The organism is Butyrivibrio sp. LB2008, assembly GCF_000621565.1.
Taxonomy (GTDB): domain Bacteria; phylum Bacillota; class Clostridia; order Lachnospirales; family Lachnospiraceae; genus Butyrivibrio.
Window position 1 is genome coordinate 84,591 of sequence record NZ_KK211307.1, and the last position, 18,035, is coordinate 102,625.

General features: G+C 39.7%; 21 protein-coding genes. 19 read left to right on the forward strand and 2 right to left on the reverse strand.

What is annotated here, in order from left to right; all coding sequences use genetic code 11:
* The first annotated feature begins 106 nt into the window (after positions 1-106).
* The 12 genes from T356_RS0115120 (at position 107) to T356_RS0115175 (ending at position 11,385) form a co-directional block, all read left to right on the forward strand.
* Complete coding sequence (locus tag T356_RS0115120) at positions 107-1,267, forward strand: exonuclease SbcCD subunit D (RefSeq protein WP_026515213.1); 1,161 nt, start codon at positions 107-109, stop codon at positions 1,265-1,267.
* Complete coding sequence (locus tag T356_RS0115125) at positions 1,254-4,436, forward strand: AAA family ATPase (protein ID WP_026515214.1); 3,183 nt, start codon at positions 1,254-1,256, stop codon at positions 4,434-4,436. Before T356_RS0115120 ends, T356_RS0115125 begins: the two co-directional genes overlap by 14 nt.
* 167 nt (positions 4,437-4,603) lie before the next feature.
* Entirely contained in the window at positions 4,604-5,911 is a 1,308-nt protein-coding gene (locus T356_RS0115130) for a hypothetical protein (RefSeq protein WP_026515215.1), read from the forward strand.
* Positions 5,912-6,046: 135 nt separating this feature from the next.
* Positions 6,047-6,385, forward strand: coding sequence for a sel1 repeat family protein (locus T356_RS0115135; protein WP_026515216.1), 339 nt, complete (start codon positions 6,047-6,049; stop codon positions 6,383-6,385).
* Between the two features lie 74 nt (positions 6,386-6,459).
* Positions 6,460-6,756, forward strand: coding sequence for a hypothetical protein (locus tag T356_RS0115140; RefSeq protein ID WP_026515217.1), 297 nt, complete (start codon positions 6,460-6,462; stop codon positions 6,754-6,756).
* A gap of 106 nt (positions 6,757-6,862) precedes the next feature.
* Positions 6,863-7,669: an Rpn family recombination-promoting nuclease/putative transposase gene (locus T356_RS19705; protein ID WP_051563479.1), complete on the forward strand. Its 807-nt coding sequence runs from the start codon at positions 6,863-6,865 to the stop codon at positions 7,667-7,669.
* Positions 7,670-7,801: 132 nt separating this feature from the next.
* Entirely contained in the window at positions 7,802-8,212 is a 411-nt protein-coding gene (locus T356_RS0115150) for a peptide deformylase (RefSeq protein WP_026515218.1), read from the forward strand.
* A 75-nt stretch (positions 8,213-8,287) separates the two neighbouring features.
* Positions 8,288-8,893, forward strand: coding sequence for an L-2-amino-thiazoline-4-carboxylic acid hydrolase (locus tag T356_RS0115155; RefSeq protein ID WP_051563480.1), 606 nt, complete (start codon positions 8,288-8,290; stop codon positions 8,891-8,893).
* 37 nt (positions 8,894-8,930) lie between these two features.
* Entirely contained in the window at positions 8,931-9,575 is a 645-nt protein-coding gene (locus T356_RS0115160; RefSeq protein WP_026515220.1) for an MBL fold metallo-hydrolase, read from the forward strand.
* 4 nt (positions 9,576-9,579) lie between these two features.
* On the forward strand, positions 9,580-10,098 hold the full coding sequence (locus T356_RS0115165; RefSeq protein ID WP_026515221.1) for a hypothetical protein: 519 nt from the start codon (positions 9,580-9,582) through the stop codon (positions 10,096-10,098).
* Positions 10,067-10,498 carry a hypothetical protein gene (locus T356_RS0115170; RefSeq protein ID WP_026515222.1) on the forward strand — a complete coding sequence of 144 codons (432 nt, stop codon included), beginning with the start codon at positions 10,067-10,069 and terminating at the stop codon, positions 10,496-10,498. Before T356_RS0115165 ends, T356_RS0115170 begins: the two co-directional genes overlap by 32 nt.
* Before the next feature lie 158 nt (positions 10,499-10,656).
* Positions 10,657-11,385 (forward strand): hypothetical protein, encoded by a 729-nt coding sequence (locus T356_RS0115175; RefSeq protein ID WP_026515223.1) that lies wholly within the window; start codon positions 10,657-10,659, stop codon positions 11,383-11,385.
* Between the two features lie 84 nt (positions 11,386-11,469).
* Here the strand turns inward: T356_RS0115175 and T356_RS0115180 are convergent, their stop codons facing one another.
* Entirely contained in the window at positions 11,470-11,727 is a 258-nt protein-coding gene (locus T356_RS0115180; RefSeq protein ID WP_026515224.1) for a hypothetical protein, read from the reverse strand.
* Positions 11,728-11,991: 264 nt separating this feature from the next.
* On the opposite strand from T356_RS0115180, the gene T356_RS19710 reads away from it, so the two are divergent.
* Entirely contained in the window at positions 11,992-12,210 is a 219-nt protein-coding gene (locus tag T356_RS19710; RefSeq protein ID WP_035781343.1) for a hypothetical protein, read from the forward strand.
* A 104-nt stretch (positions 12,211-12,314) separates the two neighbouring features.
* On the opposite strand, the gene T356_RS0115190 is transcribed toward T356_RS19710, so the two are convergent.
* The gene (locus T356_RS0115190) at positions 12,315-12,641 is read right to left on the reverse strand and encodes a helix-turn-helix domain-containing protein (RefSeq protein ID WP_026515226.1); all 327 of its coding nucleotides are present in this window, start codon (positions 12,639-12,641) and stop codon (positions 12,315-12,317) included.
* Positions 12,642-12,854: 213 nt separating this feature from the next.
* Here T356_RS0115190 and T356_RS0115195 point away from each other — a divergent pair, with 213 nt between their 5' ends.
* From T356_RS0115195 to T356_RS0115225, 6 genes are all read left to right on the forward strand, one after another.
* Positions 12,855-14,012, forward strand: coding sequence for a GGDEF domain-containing protein (locus tag T356_RS0115195; RefSeq protein WP_197020929.1), 1,158 nt, complete (start codon positions 12,855-12,857; stop codon positions 14,010-14,012).
* Positions 14,013-14,526: 514 nt separating this feature from the next.
* Complete coding sequence (locus tag T356_RS0115205; protein ID WP_026515229.1) at positions 14,527-14,868, forward strand: hypothetical protein; 342 nt, start codon at positions 14,527-14,529, stop codon at positions 14,866-14,868.
* Positions 14,869-14,879: 11 nt separating this feature from the next.
* Entirely contained in the window at positions 14,880-15,113 is a 234-nt protein-coding gene (locus T356_RS0115210; RefSeq protein WP_026515230.1) for a hypothetical protein, read from the forward strand.
* Between the two features lie 97 nt (positions 15,114-15,210).
* Positions 15,211-16,299 (forward strand): macro domain-containing protein, encoded by a 1,089-nt coding sequence (locus T356_RS0115215; protein WP_026515231.1) that lies wholly within the window; start codon positions 15,211-15,213, stop codon positions 16,297-16,299.
* Positions 16,300-16,417: 118 nt separating this feature from the next.
* The gene (locus T356_RS0115220; protein WP_026515232.1) at positions 16,418-17,092 is read left to right on the forward strand and encodes a vWA domain-containing protein; all 675 of its coding nucleotides are present in this window, start codon (positions 16,418-16,420) and stop codon (positions 17,090-17,092) included.
* A gap of 5 nt (positions 17,093-17,097) precedes the next feature.
* A complete protein-coding gene (locus T356_RS0115225; protein ID WP_035781346.1) occupies positions 17,098-17,886 on the forward strand; it encodes an ADP-ribosylglycohydrolase family protein in 789 nt (262 codons plus the stop codon).
* The last annotated feature ends 149 nt before the right edge of the window (positions 17,887-18,035 follow it).

Below are 18,035 nucleotides of genomic sequence, written 5' to 3' on the forward strand. Positions count from 1 at the left end.
TCGAAGAGTTTTGTAATGATTTAGCCCTTCCGTTATCGTTATAACAGAAGAATTTACACTTTTTATAAGGCACTCATAAAATATGTTTTAATAAGAGGATGTTCATATGAAGTTTTTACATTTAGGTGATTTACACTTGGGAAAAGCCTTAGGTGATTTTGACTTGATTTATGATCAGGAATATATTCTCAATCAGATATTAAACTTGATTGATGATGAATCAGTAGATGCAGTTTTAATTGCAGGGGATGTATATGACAAGGCCGTTCCTAGTGAGGCTGCGACGCGTTTATTGGATTCTTTCTTAAGCCAGCTTGCGGCTAAAGATGTGAAAACATTTATGATCAGTGGAAACCATGATTCGGATGACAGATTAAATTATGGCAGTACACTTTTTGCAAGTAATCAAATCTATATCTCCGCTATTTATGATGGGAATTTGGATAAGTATATTATTAGCGATGAAGATACAGATATCAATATTTACCTACTTCCGTTTGTGAAGGCTTCTCAGGTAAAACATTTTTTCCCGGAATCTGATATAGAATCATATGAAGATGCAGTAAGAGTAATACTTGAAAATGCTGATATTGATGAAGATGAAAATGAAAAGAACATATTAGTTGCTCATCAGTTTGTGGCCGGTAAAGGTGAAGATCCAGCTTTGGGCGGATCTGAAAGTGCCGGAACACAGAGTGTGGGCCTTGTAGAGAAAATAGGATATGATTTATTTAATATATTTGATTATGTTGCGCTGGGACATATTCATTCTCCTCAGAGAGTTGGGCGGGAAGAAGTGAGGTATTCAGGCTCGCCGCTTAAGTATTCATTAAGTGAGGTTAATAATGATAAATCAGTTCCTATAATTACAGTTGATAAGAATGGAGTAGCTATAGATTTAGTTCCTCTAAGACCGATGCGTGATATGCGCCACATAGTAGGCAAAATGGAAGAACTGTTAAATAAGGAAAATGTAAAAGCACCAGAGGATTTTATTTATGCGACATTGACGGATGAAGACATAATCAATGATGCAATGAGTATCTTCCAACAGGTGTACCCTAATACTGTGAAGATTGATTATGACAACTCCCATACAAGAGAAATTGAACAGGTTGATATATCAAAAATAGCACAAAATAAGTCGTTTTCAGAATTAATAGGAGACTTCTATAAACTTATATATAACAGTGAAATAAGCGATGAGGAAATGGAAGTAATGAGAATGGCTGCAAGAGAGGCAGGTGTTATTGATGAAACCAATTAAACTTATTATTAGTGCGTTTGGCCCATATGCAGACAAAATGCCTGAGATATGCTTTGACCAATTTGAAGAGAAAGGTTTGTTTCTGATTTCAGGAGACACAGGAGCAGGAAAGACCACTATTTTTGATGCGATATGCTTTGCACTCTACGGTACTACAAGCGGAACATATAGGGATACTAAAAATCTTCGTAGTGAATATGCTAAGCCTAATGTAGATAGCTTTGTTGATTTTTATTTTTCTCACCAGGGGCATGAGTATCATGTTTGGAGACAACCTGAGTATGAACGAAAAAAACAGCGTGGTGAAGGTGTAATTACAGAGAAACAAAAGGCTATATTGTATAAGGACGGAGTAACGCCTATTGAAGGTGTTATTCAAGTTAATAATGCAGTAAAGGAGCTTTTGCATATAGATGATAAGCAATTCAAGCAAATTGCTATGATTGCGCAGGGCGAATTCTGGGATTTGCTTAATGCAAAGACAGAGCAGAGAACAGAAATTCTTCGTACTATTTTTATGACTAGTGGGTATAAAAATATTGAATATAGGCTCAAGGATCGTATGGATGCTAACAAAGGTAAGAAAGTACACGCAGAGCAGAGTATTGTTCAATACTTTAATGATGTAACGGCGGATGAAGATGATGATATTTATGAGGAATTAAGAGAACTTCAGATAAGAGCACAGAGATCAAGTAGTGCGTGGAATCTGGATGAATTACTTGCTGTTATTAAAATAGTTATTGAACTTGATAAAGCAAAGAAAGTTGAGATTAAAAAAAAGCTGAAGGATGCGGAAGATAAACTAAACAAGAATAAAAATTCGCTTGCTATTGCTGAGACTAACAATAATTTTGTAGTTAGGTTGGCTAATCTTGAAAAAGAGCAAAATGAATTAAAAGAAAGAAAAAAAGAAGTTGATGAGTTGGAAGAGCTATTAAATCGTCAGAAAGTGGCAACTCATGATGTTAATCCAGCTTATGTGGCATGGAACAAAAAGGCTAAAGAAATATTGCGTACTGAAGACGGTATTAAGATTAAAAATGATAGAAAGGGTGAAGCGGAAAGAACTGCTAAGGAAGCAGAAAAACAACTGATGTATGCTGAAGAGCGGCGACCAGAATTAGAAAATCTTAAAATTACTATCAATAAGATTGCTGAAGAGGAACCAAAGTATAAGCAGAGAGATAACCTTCTATCAAATCTTGCTATTCTTGAGGATACTAAGACTTCAATTAAAGAAGAGGAATTGGAATTAAAAATCAGAGAAGAAGATTTAAAGAAAAAAATTACAGATTTAAAAAATACTGTAGCACAGCTTAGGGATAGACCTAGTGAGTTGCAAAAGATTCAGGCTGATGGCAGAGATATAGAGAATCTTAGGCGTGATATTGCTGATATTCTTGATACTCAGGTTAAAGAGCGTGCTAAAAGGAAGAAGACTTTTAGTGCAAAACAGGAGAAATTTCAAAATGCTTTTGCAGAATATGAGCAGGCAAACGCTGAAAGAATAAAAGCGGAGAAGATCTTAGACGGATGCAGAGCAGGTATATTGGCGCAAGGACTTTCTGATGGAGAGAAGTGTCCTGTTTGTGGATCAACACATCATCCGGAACTGGCCAAATTACCAGTTACTTCAATTTCTGAAGAGGATTTTGAGAAATTGAAAGTAGCTGAATCAGAAGCGTATGAAACTAAGTCTATTGCAAATACTGATGCAGAGAAAGCTAAAACTGCTCTGGAAGAATATGAAGATCAGATGAGAGTGGCTATTCTTGAATGTCTTGAGAATAGTATTCTTGGCATAGAGACAAAAGGTGAGAAGCTTGATGAACTCGTAAAAATACTTGAGAAAGCTAATGTAACTATAGGTAAGCAAATGGAAGAGAATACTCAGTTACAAAATGCAGTAACAAAAGATTGCAGATTACTTGAGAATGCATATAAAGAATTAGAAGAAGCTTCTGACTATGAAACTAAAAAAATAGAATCAGACAAAGAAGCGCTTCTCCATAAGAAAAACGATACGGAAGCACAAATTACTGCAAGCAAGGCTACTTTAAAGACATTAAAGGAATTGAGTTTTGATGATTGGGAAAAAGCATCTGCTGAAAAGGAAAAAGCAGAGAAACTAAAAAAAACTATTTCAGATTTACTTGAAGAATCATCAACTGCAAAAAATAATGCAGATAAAGCATTAGCGGAGATTAAGGCAGAAATAAAAACATTGGAAGACAGTTTGGAAATACAAAAAATAGATGAGAAGAACTTAAAAATAAATCTTGATAATAAACTTGAAGCAAAGAAGTTTAATAGCGCTGATGAGATGCTCGAGTTTGTTGCCTCTGAGGATGAACTGTCTAGGGCTGAAAAGAATATTAATGAATATAAGCAGGCTGTATCGACTAACGAAGCTCAATTGACTGAAGCAAAAGCTGATGCAAAAGGCAAGAAGATAGTTGATATTGATGCTCTTAAGGCTCTTTGCGATGAGCAGAATAAAAATGTAAGAGACATTAGAATTTCAGATAACACGGTTTCGAATCGTATTGCTAATAACACCGAAAAACAAAAGAATATTGTGGCTCAACGTGAGAATCTTGAAAGCGCTAGAAAAGAATTTAGTATTTGCAGTAAATTATACAATCTGGTTAAGGGAACTACCGGTAATGGAAAGATTACACTTGAGCAATATATCCAAGCTGCAGGGTTTGATGGAATTATTGCGGCAGCAAATAGGCGATTACGTCCAATGAGTGATAATCAATATGAATTGTATCGTCAGGAAGATTCTGTTGGAAGAAGGAGTAATACATTCCTTGATCTGGAAGTCCTTGACAATTATACAGGACACAGGAGGCCGGTAGGTAATCTATCAGGTGGAGAGAGCTTTAAGGCATCATTAAGTTTGGCTTTAGGATTGTCAGATACTGTAGCTACAAATCTCGGTGGCGTTCAAATGGATGCATTGTTCATAGATGAAGGATTTGGTACTCTTGATAGAAAATCTATTGATAGTGCAATGGATATTCTCATAAATCTATCAGGTGCAAACAAGCTTGTAGGTGTAATAAGCCATAGGGAAGAATTGATAGAAAATATTCCTCAACAGATAAAAGTTGAAAAGAAGAAAGATGGTAGCCATATGGAAATTGAACTTGGGATATAAGTAATTTGGATGAATAGATAAATGATGGATTATTTGATACGACCATATTATGAAGTGGCTAATGATATAGCAAAAAAATTTGGGCTTCAATAAATAAGAATTGTGGATTGGGAAAATAATAATTGATATTGCTTGAATCATTTCAAAAAAAGGAGTGAAAATCGATTATGGCATGTGAAAAAGTTAAAGAGGCACTTAAAACATTAACAAGTGAAGATATTTCTGCTGGGGTAGTAGCAACTATTCCTTTTTTTGCACAGATGGAACATGATCCAGAAAAGCAATTATTTTTCGTGTTGTGTGAAGATGGTAAATCTGTAAAGTACAAGATTTTTGATGCGATTGCAAATTACGCAGCGGAAGAGGGAGTTGCTATATATGAGGTTATTAGTAATCTTTTTCCAAATGACCAAACAGTCGTAAAACAGCTAAAGATTTCGAAAGAAGAAATAGATTTATGCTGTCTGCTTAAAATTGCATATGGGACAAATTGCAAAGATTTCTGTTGGAATGTTCAGCGATTTAAAATTATGAATGCATTATTGCACAGAGGAAAAATTGATCTGGACGCAGAACAAGCTGTTTCAAGAATGATGGAATGTGGGTTCTCTTCAGAAGAAGACTTGTGTTTGTTTTGGGAAAAAATGAAAGAGGCTGTTTTTCTTACATTCGAGCAGTTTGATTATTCACCTTCAGAATATAAAAGTAGAATAGAGCAATATAGGTCAGTGATTGAGGCAATAAAAAAGATAGTTACTGGAAAGGATTTCACTAGGACGGTTGAGAATGTTATTGGAGTGCTAAAACAATCTAATAATCTTTCCGATGAAAGCTCTATTGAAGAGTTAATTTCTGCTAAAAATAATGAGATTATCTATAAAAAGATGGTCTCTATGGCTGAAAATAATGATAAAAGCTCTATTACGATGGTGTTTGAAGCATTATGTAATTCTCGTGACTATGCTGAGATTGACGTTCGCCATTTTATAGACTTTATTGTTGATGAAGAGAAAGATCTCCCGATTTTCTTTGATGCTATCTTGTGTAGCAAGAGGGTAAGAGATACTATTTTTGAAAAGAAATTTATGTATAGCTCCAATAGATGGCTGATTCTTCATGCATTGTGCGGACAAGATAGTGAGCTAAAAGATGAAATTCAGGGCAGACTTGACGATTACTTGGTGAAGAATGCGGGAAAATATCTATGTAATCCTGAGGGAGTTGTAAATCAGTTATTTGGAATGATTAACAATAGGATTGAAAAATGGAATAAAAATGAAAATGTAAATGTTTTTAATTATGCTGAGGATGATGACTCAGAGTGGGAAGAAAACGTAGTGGGAACATATTCTGATGATTTTGTTAGTAAAAGGGAGCGGTTGAAGAAGTATTACTTAGCAGCCAAAGAGCTTGCAGACAAGCTGGGAGTTTCAAATTCTAGAAATGCAAGACAGCTTGAAAGGTTTTATAAGTAAAGTACACATAAATCAAGGAATGGCAGTTCTATGACTTTAACGCTCATAAAAGCTAAAATCCTGTATGAATATATTTGTAACAGGTGTCCTCTTGCAATGTAGAGATAATTGTAATGTTTTTTCCGGAGGTGCCATATGACTGTAGATGAAGCCAGGAAGATAGTTGCGGATTTTGATGAGAATCAGGGGATTACTGATGAAGATGAGTTTATGTTCATAGAAGCCATGAATTTCCTTATTGAGGAGGAAAAGAATCCGCAGGACATGATGTATCTTGGCGGTTATTACTATGAACAGAAGCACTTTGATCTGGCGCTTAAGTATTATGAGATGGCGGCGTCTATGGATCATGATGCGGCATATGAGTGTCTGGGATATATCTGGTACTATGGCAGGACCGGGGAGCGGGATTACAAGAAGGCTTTTGAGTATTTTTCCAAGCTGATGGATAAGGTGACATTGATGATGCAATAGGTCTTTATCTTAGCGCAAAGGACTGGCTGGCTCAGAGGATAAGGTATAATGCGTTCTTTGGGAATCTCAACATAATGAAATGGCTGATCGACGACTTGTATAAGCTTATCGAATTTGATGAAGAGATGTTTGATTTCTATGACATGTATTATCTTCTTAAGTCTCCGCACAAGATCAGATTTTTTTACAATAAAAAGGAACTGCAGCTTGAATCGGTGATGGAAGGCGATGAGTGCGTAGTGTGCTTTAATGACAAGTGGTATCACTCAAGAGATGATTTCTTTAAGGGAGCTATGGCAGACGGCGTGAAACTTACATCTGTCTATGACGAGCTTTATCGAAAGTTGCGGACTTTAGCGGATTTGCTATAATATAAGTGAGTATAATTTGTTTTTTTAACAGCTGAATATTTCCTTAAATGGGTTATCTTCTGGGATTTATGAGAACAAAAAGTACGTTATGAAAGGGAGATGATCCATGAGACAGAAAAAGTTTAAAGACCTGACTTTTGCGGATGATTTCATGTTTGCGAAGGTAATGCTTAATGAAAAGCTGTGTAAGCAGCTGCTTGAGATTATTCTTGAGGTAAAAATCAAGAGGTTGAGCTATCCGGAGGAACAAAAGGTTATTGATCCGTCATATGACAGCAAGAGCGTAAGACTTGATGTGTATGTGGATGATGAAAATGGCACGATTTATAATATTGAGATGCAGACAACCAATCCTGGCAATATTCCGAAGCGTGCGCGTTACTATCAGGCAATGATAGATCTGAATTTGATAGAGAAAGGCAAGGATTATTCACAACTTGCAAAGAGCTATGTAATATTTATCTGCACAAATGATATCTGCGAATTAGATAAACCTGTATACAGATTTGAGAATTACTGTAAAGATTATGATATTTCTCTTAATGACGAAACATACAAGGTTATTCTTAATGCAGATTGTAAAGAGCTTCAGAATACTGAGCTGGGAAATTTCCTAAAGTTTGTAAAGACCGGTGAGCCTATGGATGAATTTACAGATAGTCTACAAAACGAAGTAAATGTTGTTAAAGGCAATGAGAAATGGGAGGTGGAGTATATGACACTTCTAATGAGAGATAGAGAGAAAATTGAAGAAGGAAACAGGTATGGTGATGCTAGAAGACTTGTTCGTGCAGTTCGGAAAAATATGGAAAAATATCATGTTTCACTTGAAGATGCATGCGATGGTTGTGATGCAACTTTAGAAGAATATAATGCAGCCATTAAACTTCTTGAGGAAGAGGATGAGATTTAAAAGTCGATATCTATGACGCGAAAGATATAATATTAAAGCTTGAACAACAGCTTTTTCTGTATTTGCGGAAGAAGCTGTTTTTTATAGAATATGTAGGGGAATAAAAGACATAGAAAACATAGAGGTTTTACAATGATAAAGAACATAGTTAAGGATCCTTTTTTTCTCAGACAGAAGTCTGAACCTGCAACTGAAGCGGATGCACAGGTGGTGGAGGATCTTATTGATACGCTTGATGCCAACAGGGAGAGATGCGTTGGGATGGCGGCGAATATGATCGGGGTGAAGAAGAGGATTATAGTGGTGGCTATGGGACCTTTTCTTTTCCCTATGATAAATCCTGTTATTACTAAGAAGAGCGGGGAGTACCAGACGGAGGAAAGCTGCCTGTCGCTTGAAGGTGTCAGGCCGTGTACGCGGTATAGAGAAATCGAGGTTGATTATCTGGATCGTGACTTTAAGCCGCAGCATGGGAAGTACAAGGATTTTATAGCGCAGATCATCCAGCATGAGATAGATCATTTTGAAGGGATTTTAATCTGAAGCTTGCGTTTCAGAGTTTATGACTGGATGGTTTTGCTGTTGAAAATTATAACATAAAGGAGATTGGCTAAAAGTATGATGACAGTAGAGAAGGCTATGAAAGGAATGGACTTCATAAAAAGTGAGGTTTACAAAGAGTTTGCGCAAAGCGATGCGGATGAGATATGGAAAAATGCTACAGATAAACTTGAGAAGATAATGACAGAGCATTCGAATCTTCCCAAGGGTGTGGCAGCGCACACCGACAGAGTAATATTTCCCGCGGCAGCGCTATATCTTTCCATGAAGGAAAAAGATGCGGATAAAGCATTTGAAGTAATTAGAGTTGCTATGAAGAATAAAAGTGAGCAATCTGGAGCATCTTTGGCAAGGGCTGCCAAGTTCCCCGGATTTACAAGATTCTTTCTTGCTATGTGGGGACCGGTGGCTCGTAAAAGCTTTGGGGAAGCTTCGGGATTTAAAAATGTTTTTTATCCAAAGAAGAAAGGTGAGTTCTGCATGGATATAACACAGTGTCCATACCACACATATCTCACTGAACTTGGCTGCCCTGAGATAAATAAGCTGTTTTGTGATAACGATATCTATAATTACGGTAATATTCCGGGGCTTGAGTTTATAAGAACTAAGACAATCGGCAATGGAGACGAGCTGTGTGATTTCAGGCTAAGGCTTAAGTAAATATGATTATAGAATATGTAGGGAGAGATAGACACAAATGCTAGACAACATTGAAGTTTTTACTCAAAACAGCATAAGAATTAGGAGTGACAGCGGGACGATTTATGTGGATCCTTTTCGCATGAAGGAGGAGCCGCATGATGCGGATTATGTGCTGATCACGCATTCGCACTACGATCATTTTTCAATTGAGGATATCAGGAAGGTGGTAGGGAAAAAGACGCTGCTTGTTGTTCCTGAGAAGATGGAGGATGACGCCGGGGAGCTTCGTCCTGATGTAAAAGATATTGTGACGGTTAAGCCGGGCATTTACAAGGAGATAAACGGGCTGGAGCTTGAGACGGTTCCTGCTTACAACACGATTAAGCCGTTTCATCCAAAGCGCGCTGAGTGGGTTGGTTATATCCTTAGGCTTGATGGTAAGCGCATTTATATTGCGGGAGATACGGGAGCTACGAAGGAGGCAAGGCAGGTTAAGTGCGATATAGCTCTTTTGCCTATTGGAGGGACGTTTACGATGGACGCCAAGAAGGCTGCGGATCTTACAAATCTGATAAGGCCGGAGTATGCTATACCCGTTCATTACGGCAGTTCAGTCGGGAAAAAGAGTGACGGACAGACTTTTGCTTCGCTCGTAAAGGGACCGGTGAAGGTTGTGGAGAAGATACAGTATTTTGAGTAATTGCATGAAGAAAAAGATAAAGACAGCATTGGTGATATTGGCAGCAGCTTTTTTTATGGCCGGGTGCGGCGGTGAATCCACGGAGGATTTGACTGACAGCGAATTAAAAGAGTTTACTAATAGGTTTGACAGTAACGGAGAGCTTTTTGGATTTCTTTTGCCCGAGTACGAAAGTCCCGAAGAGATCAGGTGGGACCGGGTTGTGGCTTACAGATGGACTTATTATATATCTTACAAAGCCACGGGGGATGGGGAATATTTGACCGATGAAGAGAAGATGGAATTCTATGGTACTACGGAAAAGCAAGTGTTTTGGGAGGATTCTGTAGTACGAAGATCTAAGCTTGCAGAATATATCAAAAGGCATACGGGGCTTGATTATTGTCCTGAGCCCGAGGATGTACCATGCTGGAAGTATAACGAGAAATATGATTGTTATCTGGTAAGTGCGAATCTTTGGGAGACCTATTCGCCTATGTTTGGCGGTGAATTTGTATCAGGGACAAAGACGGGGGATCTGTGATCTTAAGGAGCCGGATGATCATAAGGTTGATTATGATGAGATTTATGATATGTATACTGTAATAGACGGCGAATTTAAGCATGTTTTTTCAGCATTCTCGGAAAGATATCGCTATTATCTGTGCGAAAATGGTGCGATAGCACATGAGAATTCCACATCCGCAGCTGATTCTTTATGGTTCTTTTACCGGTATCATGGAGGAAAATTGGATTTTATAGAAGGACTATATACGGCGCTTCGTAGTGAGGATGATAGTATGCGGTATTGCATGTTTTATCGCAAGGATGGCGCCGAAGAATATGAAGTGACCGATCCGAATGTTGAAATAGGTTCTTTTGATTCGCTTGATTTTGCCAAGTATAAGTATCAGAAGATTGATTATACGCCTTTTGCGGAGTGATTTGTGATTTTACGCATTAGGATTTCCTGAGAAAATTGTTTAATGTTTTATTAAAATAGGTTAACCATAAATTAAGAAATAGTGCTATAATAGAGTGCATGGGAGTTTTGGGACTTCCATGTGCTTTTTAATTTAACAGGGTAGAGGAGTAAAAAGAAATGAAGAAAAGAATTGTTTATTTAATTATGGCGGGAATGCTGACACTTACAGGATGTTCGGGACTTAGCGCGTTTGGTCTTGGGGATGAGGCAGCAGAGACAGCCGAAGTAGAAGAGGCAGAAGATGCAGATGATGCAGACGTTTCAGAGGCTGAAACAGCTTCTGAGGATGATGCACAGGCTTCTGATGCAGAGCAGGGAGGCGAAGCAGAACTTGATTTTATCCCAAGTTCATTTGTTGAGACTAATGCGGGAACGGATCAGTTTAAGAGCTATGATGATATAATCTCTAATCTTAAGAAGGGTGAAGGATATGCATATATCAAGGTTAAGGGTTACGACGGAGATCTTCTTGCAATCACGGAAACAGTTAACGCAAAGCATTCAATCGATGTAGCAATCTATGGTATGAAGGATGGAATGGCTAAGTGCTTCGGATGCGCTATCGGTGAGGAGGATAAATATCCGGTTGCAGTAGGAGACGGTATAGTTTATGTATGCTCTACAGATGCTTACGAATCTCTTTTCATGAATCCTGACGGAGATGGCCTTATGGTAAAAGATGACATCACGAAATCCGATGATACTTCATACGTGGGATTCCTTAGAGAAACCAACAGTTTTGATGACGCTGATACGAAGGAATTTGAAGGCGGAGAAAAAGAGTTTAACGAATACTGGAAGAAATATGAGGCTGCAACGCCGATTGAATTTACGGTTGTAGAGTGATATTGATGGCTCTTTGATACATAAATAACCTCTATCTCAAGATGATGGTATTATCAAAAGAGATAGAGGTTTAAATTATTAATTCTATTTTTTTAACGAGTCCTGACCGATAAGCATTCCTACGCGCAGCGCTTCCTGGGCTTCTTCTCTGGAAATGGCATCGTACATGTTAAGAAGACAGGCAAGAGTGTCGCATTGATCCAGGGTAAGCTCTCTTCTGAAAGCAGCAAAGAGGCTGTTGGCTGCTGAAACTTTTTGTCTGTATTTTTCTGAGCATAGGTAGGAATCCATAGCTTCGTCGTAAGATTCGGTAATATTCTGAGTTGTGACTGTAACATCCATTTTTTATCCTCCTGTCGTATTTTAATATGTCGATTCAATAGGTTAGTATTGGAAGGATATATTAAATCCGTCTTCGGAGGCACTTTTGTTGTGAGTTCCCTTTAAATACACATCCCGGATGCTTGAGCTGTTGTTCTCGTAGAAGGATAGCAGAGAGCTTATAAACGGGATGAGATTAAGGACAGTTGTTCTTGCCTGGGCGAGTATAATCCTGTTGTTTGAGTTTAGGCATTTTCTGATGAATCTTTTGATAGTGGAAAAGACATGCGATCTAAAGGAGCGCATGGTACCACGGATCACGCCCATCAGGATAGCAGCAACTTTGCGAATGGATTTCCGACAAGAGTCTATGGCGGGCTTAATAATCTTGTGAATGGTCCTGATTGCCCGGGACAGATCATGCTGCTTTATATTATAATGGATTTCTTTGGTAACAGTTGTGTTGATAATATCATTGCTGTCTATACTGTCATTGAAGTCTAAGCGTTCATCCAACATTTATAGTCTCACCTCTTTTCCCGGATAGATTCTTGTTACCAATTATATAAGATTGTGCTGCTATAAAGGTGCCGATAGTTCTTTTGGCACTAGAGCTCGACTCCCATTAGCGCATTTACCAGGTCGGCTTTCTGTTTGGGCGTCCAGTTCTTTGCATTTCGTGCGATGGCACGCTGAGTCCTATAGAACTCAAGCTCTGAGTCGGTGTCTTCATTGCTGATGCCAAGGAGGTACCCGGCGTCTACATGGAGGGCGGTAGCAAGGCTTGCTATAACAGGCCCCTTCGGAATACGGTCTCCGCTTATATATCTGGACATTGAGACATAGGTTATTCCGACTTTGTCGGCAAGTTCTTTCTGTGTGAGTCCATTTTGCTTCAATAAATCAGAGATACGCGTTCCTAATTCGTTACTCATAGTTTACATCCTCTCTAATTTTTGATTTTGCTGCGCCGCGGAAATCCGGGGACGAATCCTTGTTTGACGAAGCAATAATCTTATTTACCAAAAGTATAATACAAATTACCGTTTGTGTCAATGAGAGTGGGTGTTGTTTCCAAATGTTTAATTTGCGCGTGTGATTTTGCGTTGGGGCGTGTGTCGATAATAAATTTACGGTATAATGATTATATGGATGCAAACATTGAATATGCGATGTTATATCTGGAACTGAATGTCTTTTCTCTGATCCTGATATGGATAATCCTTCGCAAAACCCAGGGGTTATCCAAGATGGAGGCGCAGAGAAATTTTGTTATGTCCATTATTTCCGAGATGATTTTCTTTATTTCCGACACTTGGTTTTTGGTGGTGTTTACTAATGTCATCCCGGGTGATGGATGGATTCTTATTGCCTGTAAGACGGTCTATTTTTTCTCTACATCAAGTATGTGCTTTTTCTGGTTTCTTTATTTTGAACATGTACGTGAGACGAATTTTGTTAAGGATATTTGGAAGATTAGGTTTTCGTCTATACTCATGGTAATCATGGGTGTTTTGCTCATAGGAAATCTCTTTTTCAAATATCTGTTTTATTTAGGCGACGACGGAACATATCACAGGGGGCCGCTGTTTATACTTAATTATGTATTTTCGTATTCATATGTTGTACTGGCATGGATCAGAATCATCATAAATATCATCAAAAAAGACACCAAGAAGAGTAGGAAGCAGCTGATTAGATTAGCTTTTTTGCCTGTTGCGCCCGGTGTGGCGGGGATAATTCAGTTTATATATCCGAGACTCCCTGTGGCCTGCGTTGCTATGTCTCTGGCGACACTTATCCTGTATCTTGTGTGGGTGGATGAACTTATTTCTCTTGATCCGCTTACGGGGCTTAACAACAGGAAGCAGCTTAATCTGTCCTTTGAGCAGATTAAGAGGGGAAAGAGTGATCATGAAAAGATCTATCTCCTTTTGGTGGACGCGAATCATTTCAAAAATATCAATGACACTTATGGACATCTTCAAGGGGACAATGCGCTTAAGCTGATTGCCAGGGCGCTGCGCGAAGGCTGCAAGGTCTCAGGCCGCAGGACAATCATTGCAAGGTACGGCGGCGATGAATTTGTTATTCTTGTGTCTTCTGAAGGCGGCACATCCAACGAGGAGCTCAAGAACGCCATAAATACAAGGCTCGCCGAGCTTGTGAAGGAGGAGAAAATTCCATTTGAGCTGACAGTCAGTATCGGCGTCGCCACCCTTGAAGAGGACGATTCGCTGAAGGAACTGATAGTTAGGGCGGATGAGGCGATGTATGATGAGAAAAGAGAGCATGGGGGGAGATAAAGGGGAGATGTGATTATTATGCCTAAGGAGGAAGAAGTAACTCGCCTGAGGCAAATGATTCTTGGTTTTTAAGAAAATAACAGGAGAAAGTTGCGTTTTTACCCTGTTGGAAGTCTTGCTTTTCAAGAAAACAACAGGAGAAAGTTGCGTTTTTACCCTGTTGGAAGTCTTGCTTTTCAAGAAAACAACAGGAGAAAGTTGCGTTTTTACCCTGTTGGAAGTCTTGCTTTTCAAGAAAACAACAGGAGAAAGTTGCGTTTTTACCCTGTTGGAATTCTTGTTTTTCAAGAAAGCAATAGGAGAAAGCAACTTTTTTTGCCTGTTGGAATTCATACTCTTAAAATAATCAACAGGAGAACTTTGCACAATATGCATCGCAGAATCAACAGGCAAACGCTGCACAATGTGCCTTAGCGCACAGGTTCAACAGCTTTTATGGCAATAGTCCAGTGTTTGATATAGAATAAGTGGGGAAATAAAATTTTGCAGTTAGTATCAGACGAGATAATGGTTTATGAGATTTTGTGTATTGAACAGTGAAAGGCATGGGACATGCTATCATGAGTTGTATAAAGGGGAGTGGGACTCTGAGAAATTGGAGTTCTGGAGTGAGGATTCTTTGTATATTCATGATGATACTTTTTTGAACTATCCGGAACTGTTAAAGGCAATAATGAAGGTGGTTCCGGCATATGATAGCTACGGCGTGACGGTTATGACAAAGAGGTGCTGGGAAGAAATTGGAGCACTAATAGCAAATGCTAATCAAGACGCGCATGATTTTTATGATGAGATAGATGAATGGGCTAAGCCGGTGTTGGAGGCATATGGGATGTTTACGATGCTGGGGATTTGAGGAAGGAAAATATGGATTCAATTTTAATTAAAGACACTACAAGAGAAGAAAGAGAGCGCATTGTTGCTGAATCGATTGGCAATATCGACGGAAGTTGTGACGGTTGCAGTGCGGGACTGATCGAGATGTATCAGCCATACATAGATGGCGTTAAGGAAATTCGTGAGATAAATATGGAGTTTAGGGCGCATTACGAATCGGGAGTTGACGGACCTGTGAAGGCGGAGTGCGGATATAAGAGGTGACGAGTGTAGTGTGCTGACATGTTGACAATTAGATGAATTATTTCACTTCGCAATTGATCAAAAGTCAGCAAGACATCACACTTGCAAGGAGTTTACAATGCCTTTTCAGATTATTAGGAATGATATTACAAAAGTTAAAGCAGATGCCATAGTGAATACGGCTAATCCGGAGGTTGCTGTCGGAAGTGGCGTGGATACGGCTATATATGAAGCGGCGGGGAGGGATAAGCTCTTTTCCGCGAGGGAAAAAATTGGTCCTATTGCGCGCGGGGATGTCGTAATTACTCCGGCGTTTAACCTGAATGCAAAATATATTATTCATGCTGTCGGCTGCCCGTGGGAAGGCGGAGATAAGGGTGAAGCAGCTCTTTTACGAAGGTGCTATGACAAGGCGCTTGCGCTTGCTGCTAAGAAGAGATGCAAGTCTGTTGCGTTTCCTGTGATGGCTACCGGGAGTTATGGATTTCCTCAGAAAGTTGGAATGGAAGTTGCAGTTGCTGCTTTTACAGCTTTCCTTGAAGAGCATGACATGGAGATATACCTGGTTGTGTTTGATGGCGAAACTGTCAAAGTATCGGGGGAACTTGGGGAAGAAGTCCGCAGCTTTATTGACGATGAGTATGTTGCGGGTGCATTTGATCACGAGTATTCCGGCATTAGATCTCGGATTGAAACGTCTATGCTTAAAAGACCGTCATGGAATTACGACTTAGATCAAAGCGAGGCAGAAGAGTTAACGAATCTTTCCGCTGACGGACTGTTTCATGGAGCGACTTATGACGGGAAAAAGCTGAAGGATTTCAGATCGGAGTCTCTTGATGATGTGCTCAAAGGTATTTACACAGAGTCTTTTGAAAAGCATCTTCAGCAGATGATCAATAAGAAAGGCCTTAAGAATTCTGAGGTTTATGCTGCTGCAAATATTAACAAGCAGTATTTTTCCAAGCTCCTTAAGGGCAAGGTTAAGCCGTCAAAAGAAAAAGTGCTGGCCTTGGCAGTGGGGCTTCGCCTTAACATGGATGAAACGGTAGATTTCCTGAGCCTTGCGGGGTATGCGTTTTCGCCTATTTCACAGACTGACGCTGTGGTCAGATATTTCATTGAGCATGAGACTTACAATGTTATCAAGATAGACATGGTGCTCTTTGATTACGGACTTGATCCGCTTTCGAAGGAAGCAAAATGAGATTTTTTATGGTCGCCTTCCGTGCGACCTTTTTTCTTTTGCCCTAAAGTATTATTACCTTACAAACAAGAACAGCTCGGCCGCGGGAGCACATTTCAGGAAAGGTAAGGTAATTAGGATGAGCAAAGGATATACGGAGATTGTTTACATACTGGATAGATCGGGGTCTATGAGCGGGCTGGAGGCCGATACGATTGGGGGATTCAACTCTATGATGGAGAAGCAGAAAAAGACAGGGGAGAAGGCGGTTGTTTCGACAGTTCTTTTCGACGATGAGTGCGAGGTGATCCACGACAGGGTGCCGATTGAAAAAATCGAGAAGATGACCGACAAGCAGTATTATGTCAGAGGGTGCACGGCTCTTTTGGACGCTGTCGGCGGATCCATCGATCACATCGGAAACGTTCACAAATATGCCAGGGAAGAGGACAGACCTGCGAAGACTATTTTTGTAATTACTACAGACGGCATGGAAAACGCCAGCAAAAAGTATTCGCGGGGGAAGATTGCGAAGATGGTTAAGAGGCAGCAAAAGAAATACGGCTGGGAGTTTATCTTTATCGGCGCCAACATTGATGCTTACGCCGAAGCGCAGAAGTATGGGATTCGTAAGGACAGAGCCGTGAATTATGTCTGTGATGACATCGGCACTGCGAAGGTTTATGCAGGGGTATCTACGGCAGTTTGTTCCGTTATGATGGCCGAGAACGCCAAGGATGTTGAGGCGAAGATGCTCGGGTGCGGATGGGCTAATGCGATTAGGGACGATTTTAGGATGAGAGGAAGGAAGTGAAGAATATGGCAGTTAAAGGAGCGGTTTTAGGAGATATATTAGGATCACAGTATGAGTTTAATAGGCCAAGGGATTTGGATTGGAAGGCAGTTCCATTGATTTCAAGCCGTCGTCCGATAGGTTTTACTGATGACACGGTTATGACTTTGGCAATCAAAAAGGCGCTGGTAGAGGGAAAAAATCTCGTGGAAACTATGGTAGATATTGGAAGGAGATACCCTGATTGCGGATTTGGCGGAAGATTCTATGGATGGATTTTTGGATTCGACCATTCACCTTATAACAGTTGGGGGAATGGCTCAGCTATGCGAACGGCTTATATCGGCGAGGCTTTTGAAGATTATGATGAGATGCAGAAGATGGCTGCAGAGGTGGCAGCAGTATCTCATGACCATCCTGAAGGAATCAAGGGAGCAGTTGTTACTTCGACCTGTATCTGGATGGCTCGCCATGGCAAGACTAAGCAGGAAATTTACGATTATGTTCTGGAGCAGTATCCGGTAAAAGATTATGAGTACAGCATTGGTTATAGCCTTGACGAAATCAGACCGCGCTATACGTGGAATGAAAGCTGCCAGGGCTCTGTTCCAGCAGCTATGAGATGCTTTTACGAGAGCACGGATTATGAGTCGTTTATCAGGAATGTTTACAGCCTTAACTGTGACAGTGATACTTTCGGAGCTATCGCAGGGGGTGTGGCAGAGGAGTTCTATAACGGTTTTGGGGATGTTGAGGCGGATGAGATATTGAAGAAGTATTTGACGGAGGAGTTGGAAGGGATATTGGAGATGTGAGTTTGGAGATAGGGGGAAAAGATAATAGTCTATGAGACTTTTGTGTATTTAACAATGTGACAACCTCGGTTTATGCCGAGGTTTTTTTCACACTTATATTATCATTTTGAATTTAGAATTTATCCCAAGTTAAGAGCGATTTAAGTTTT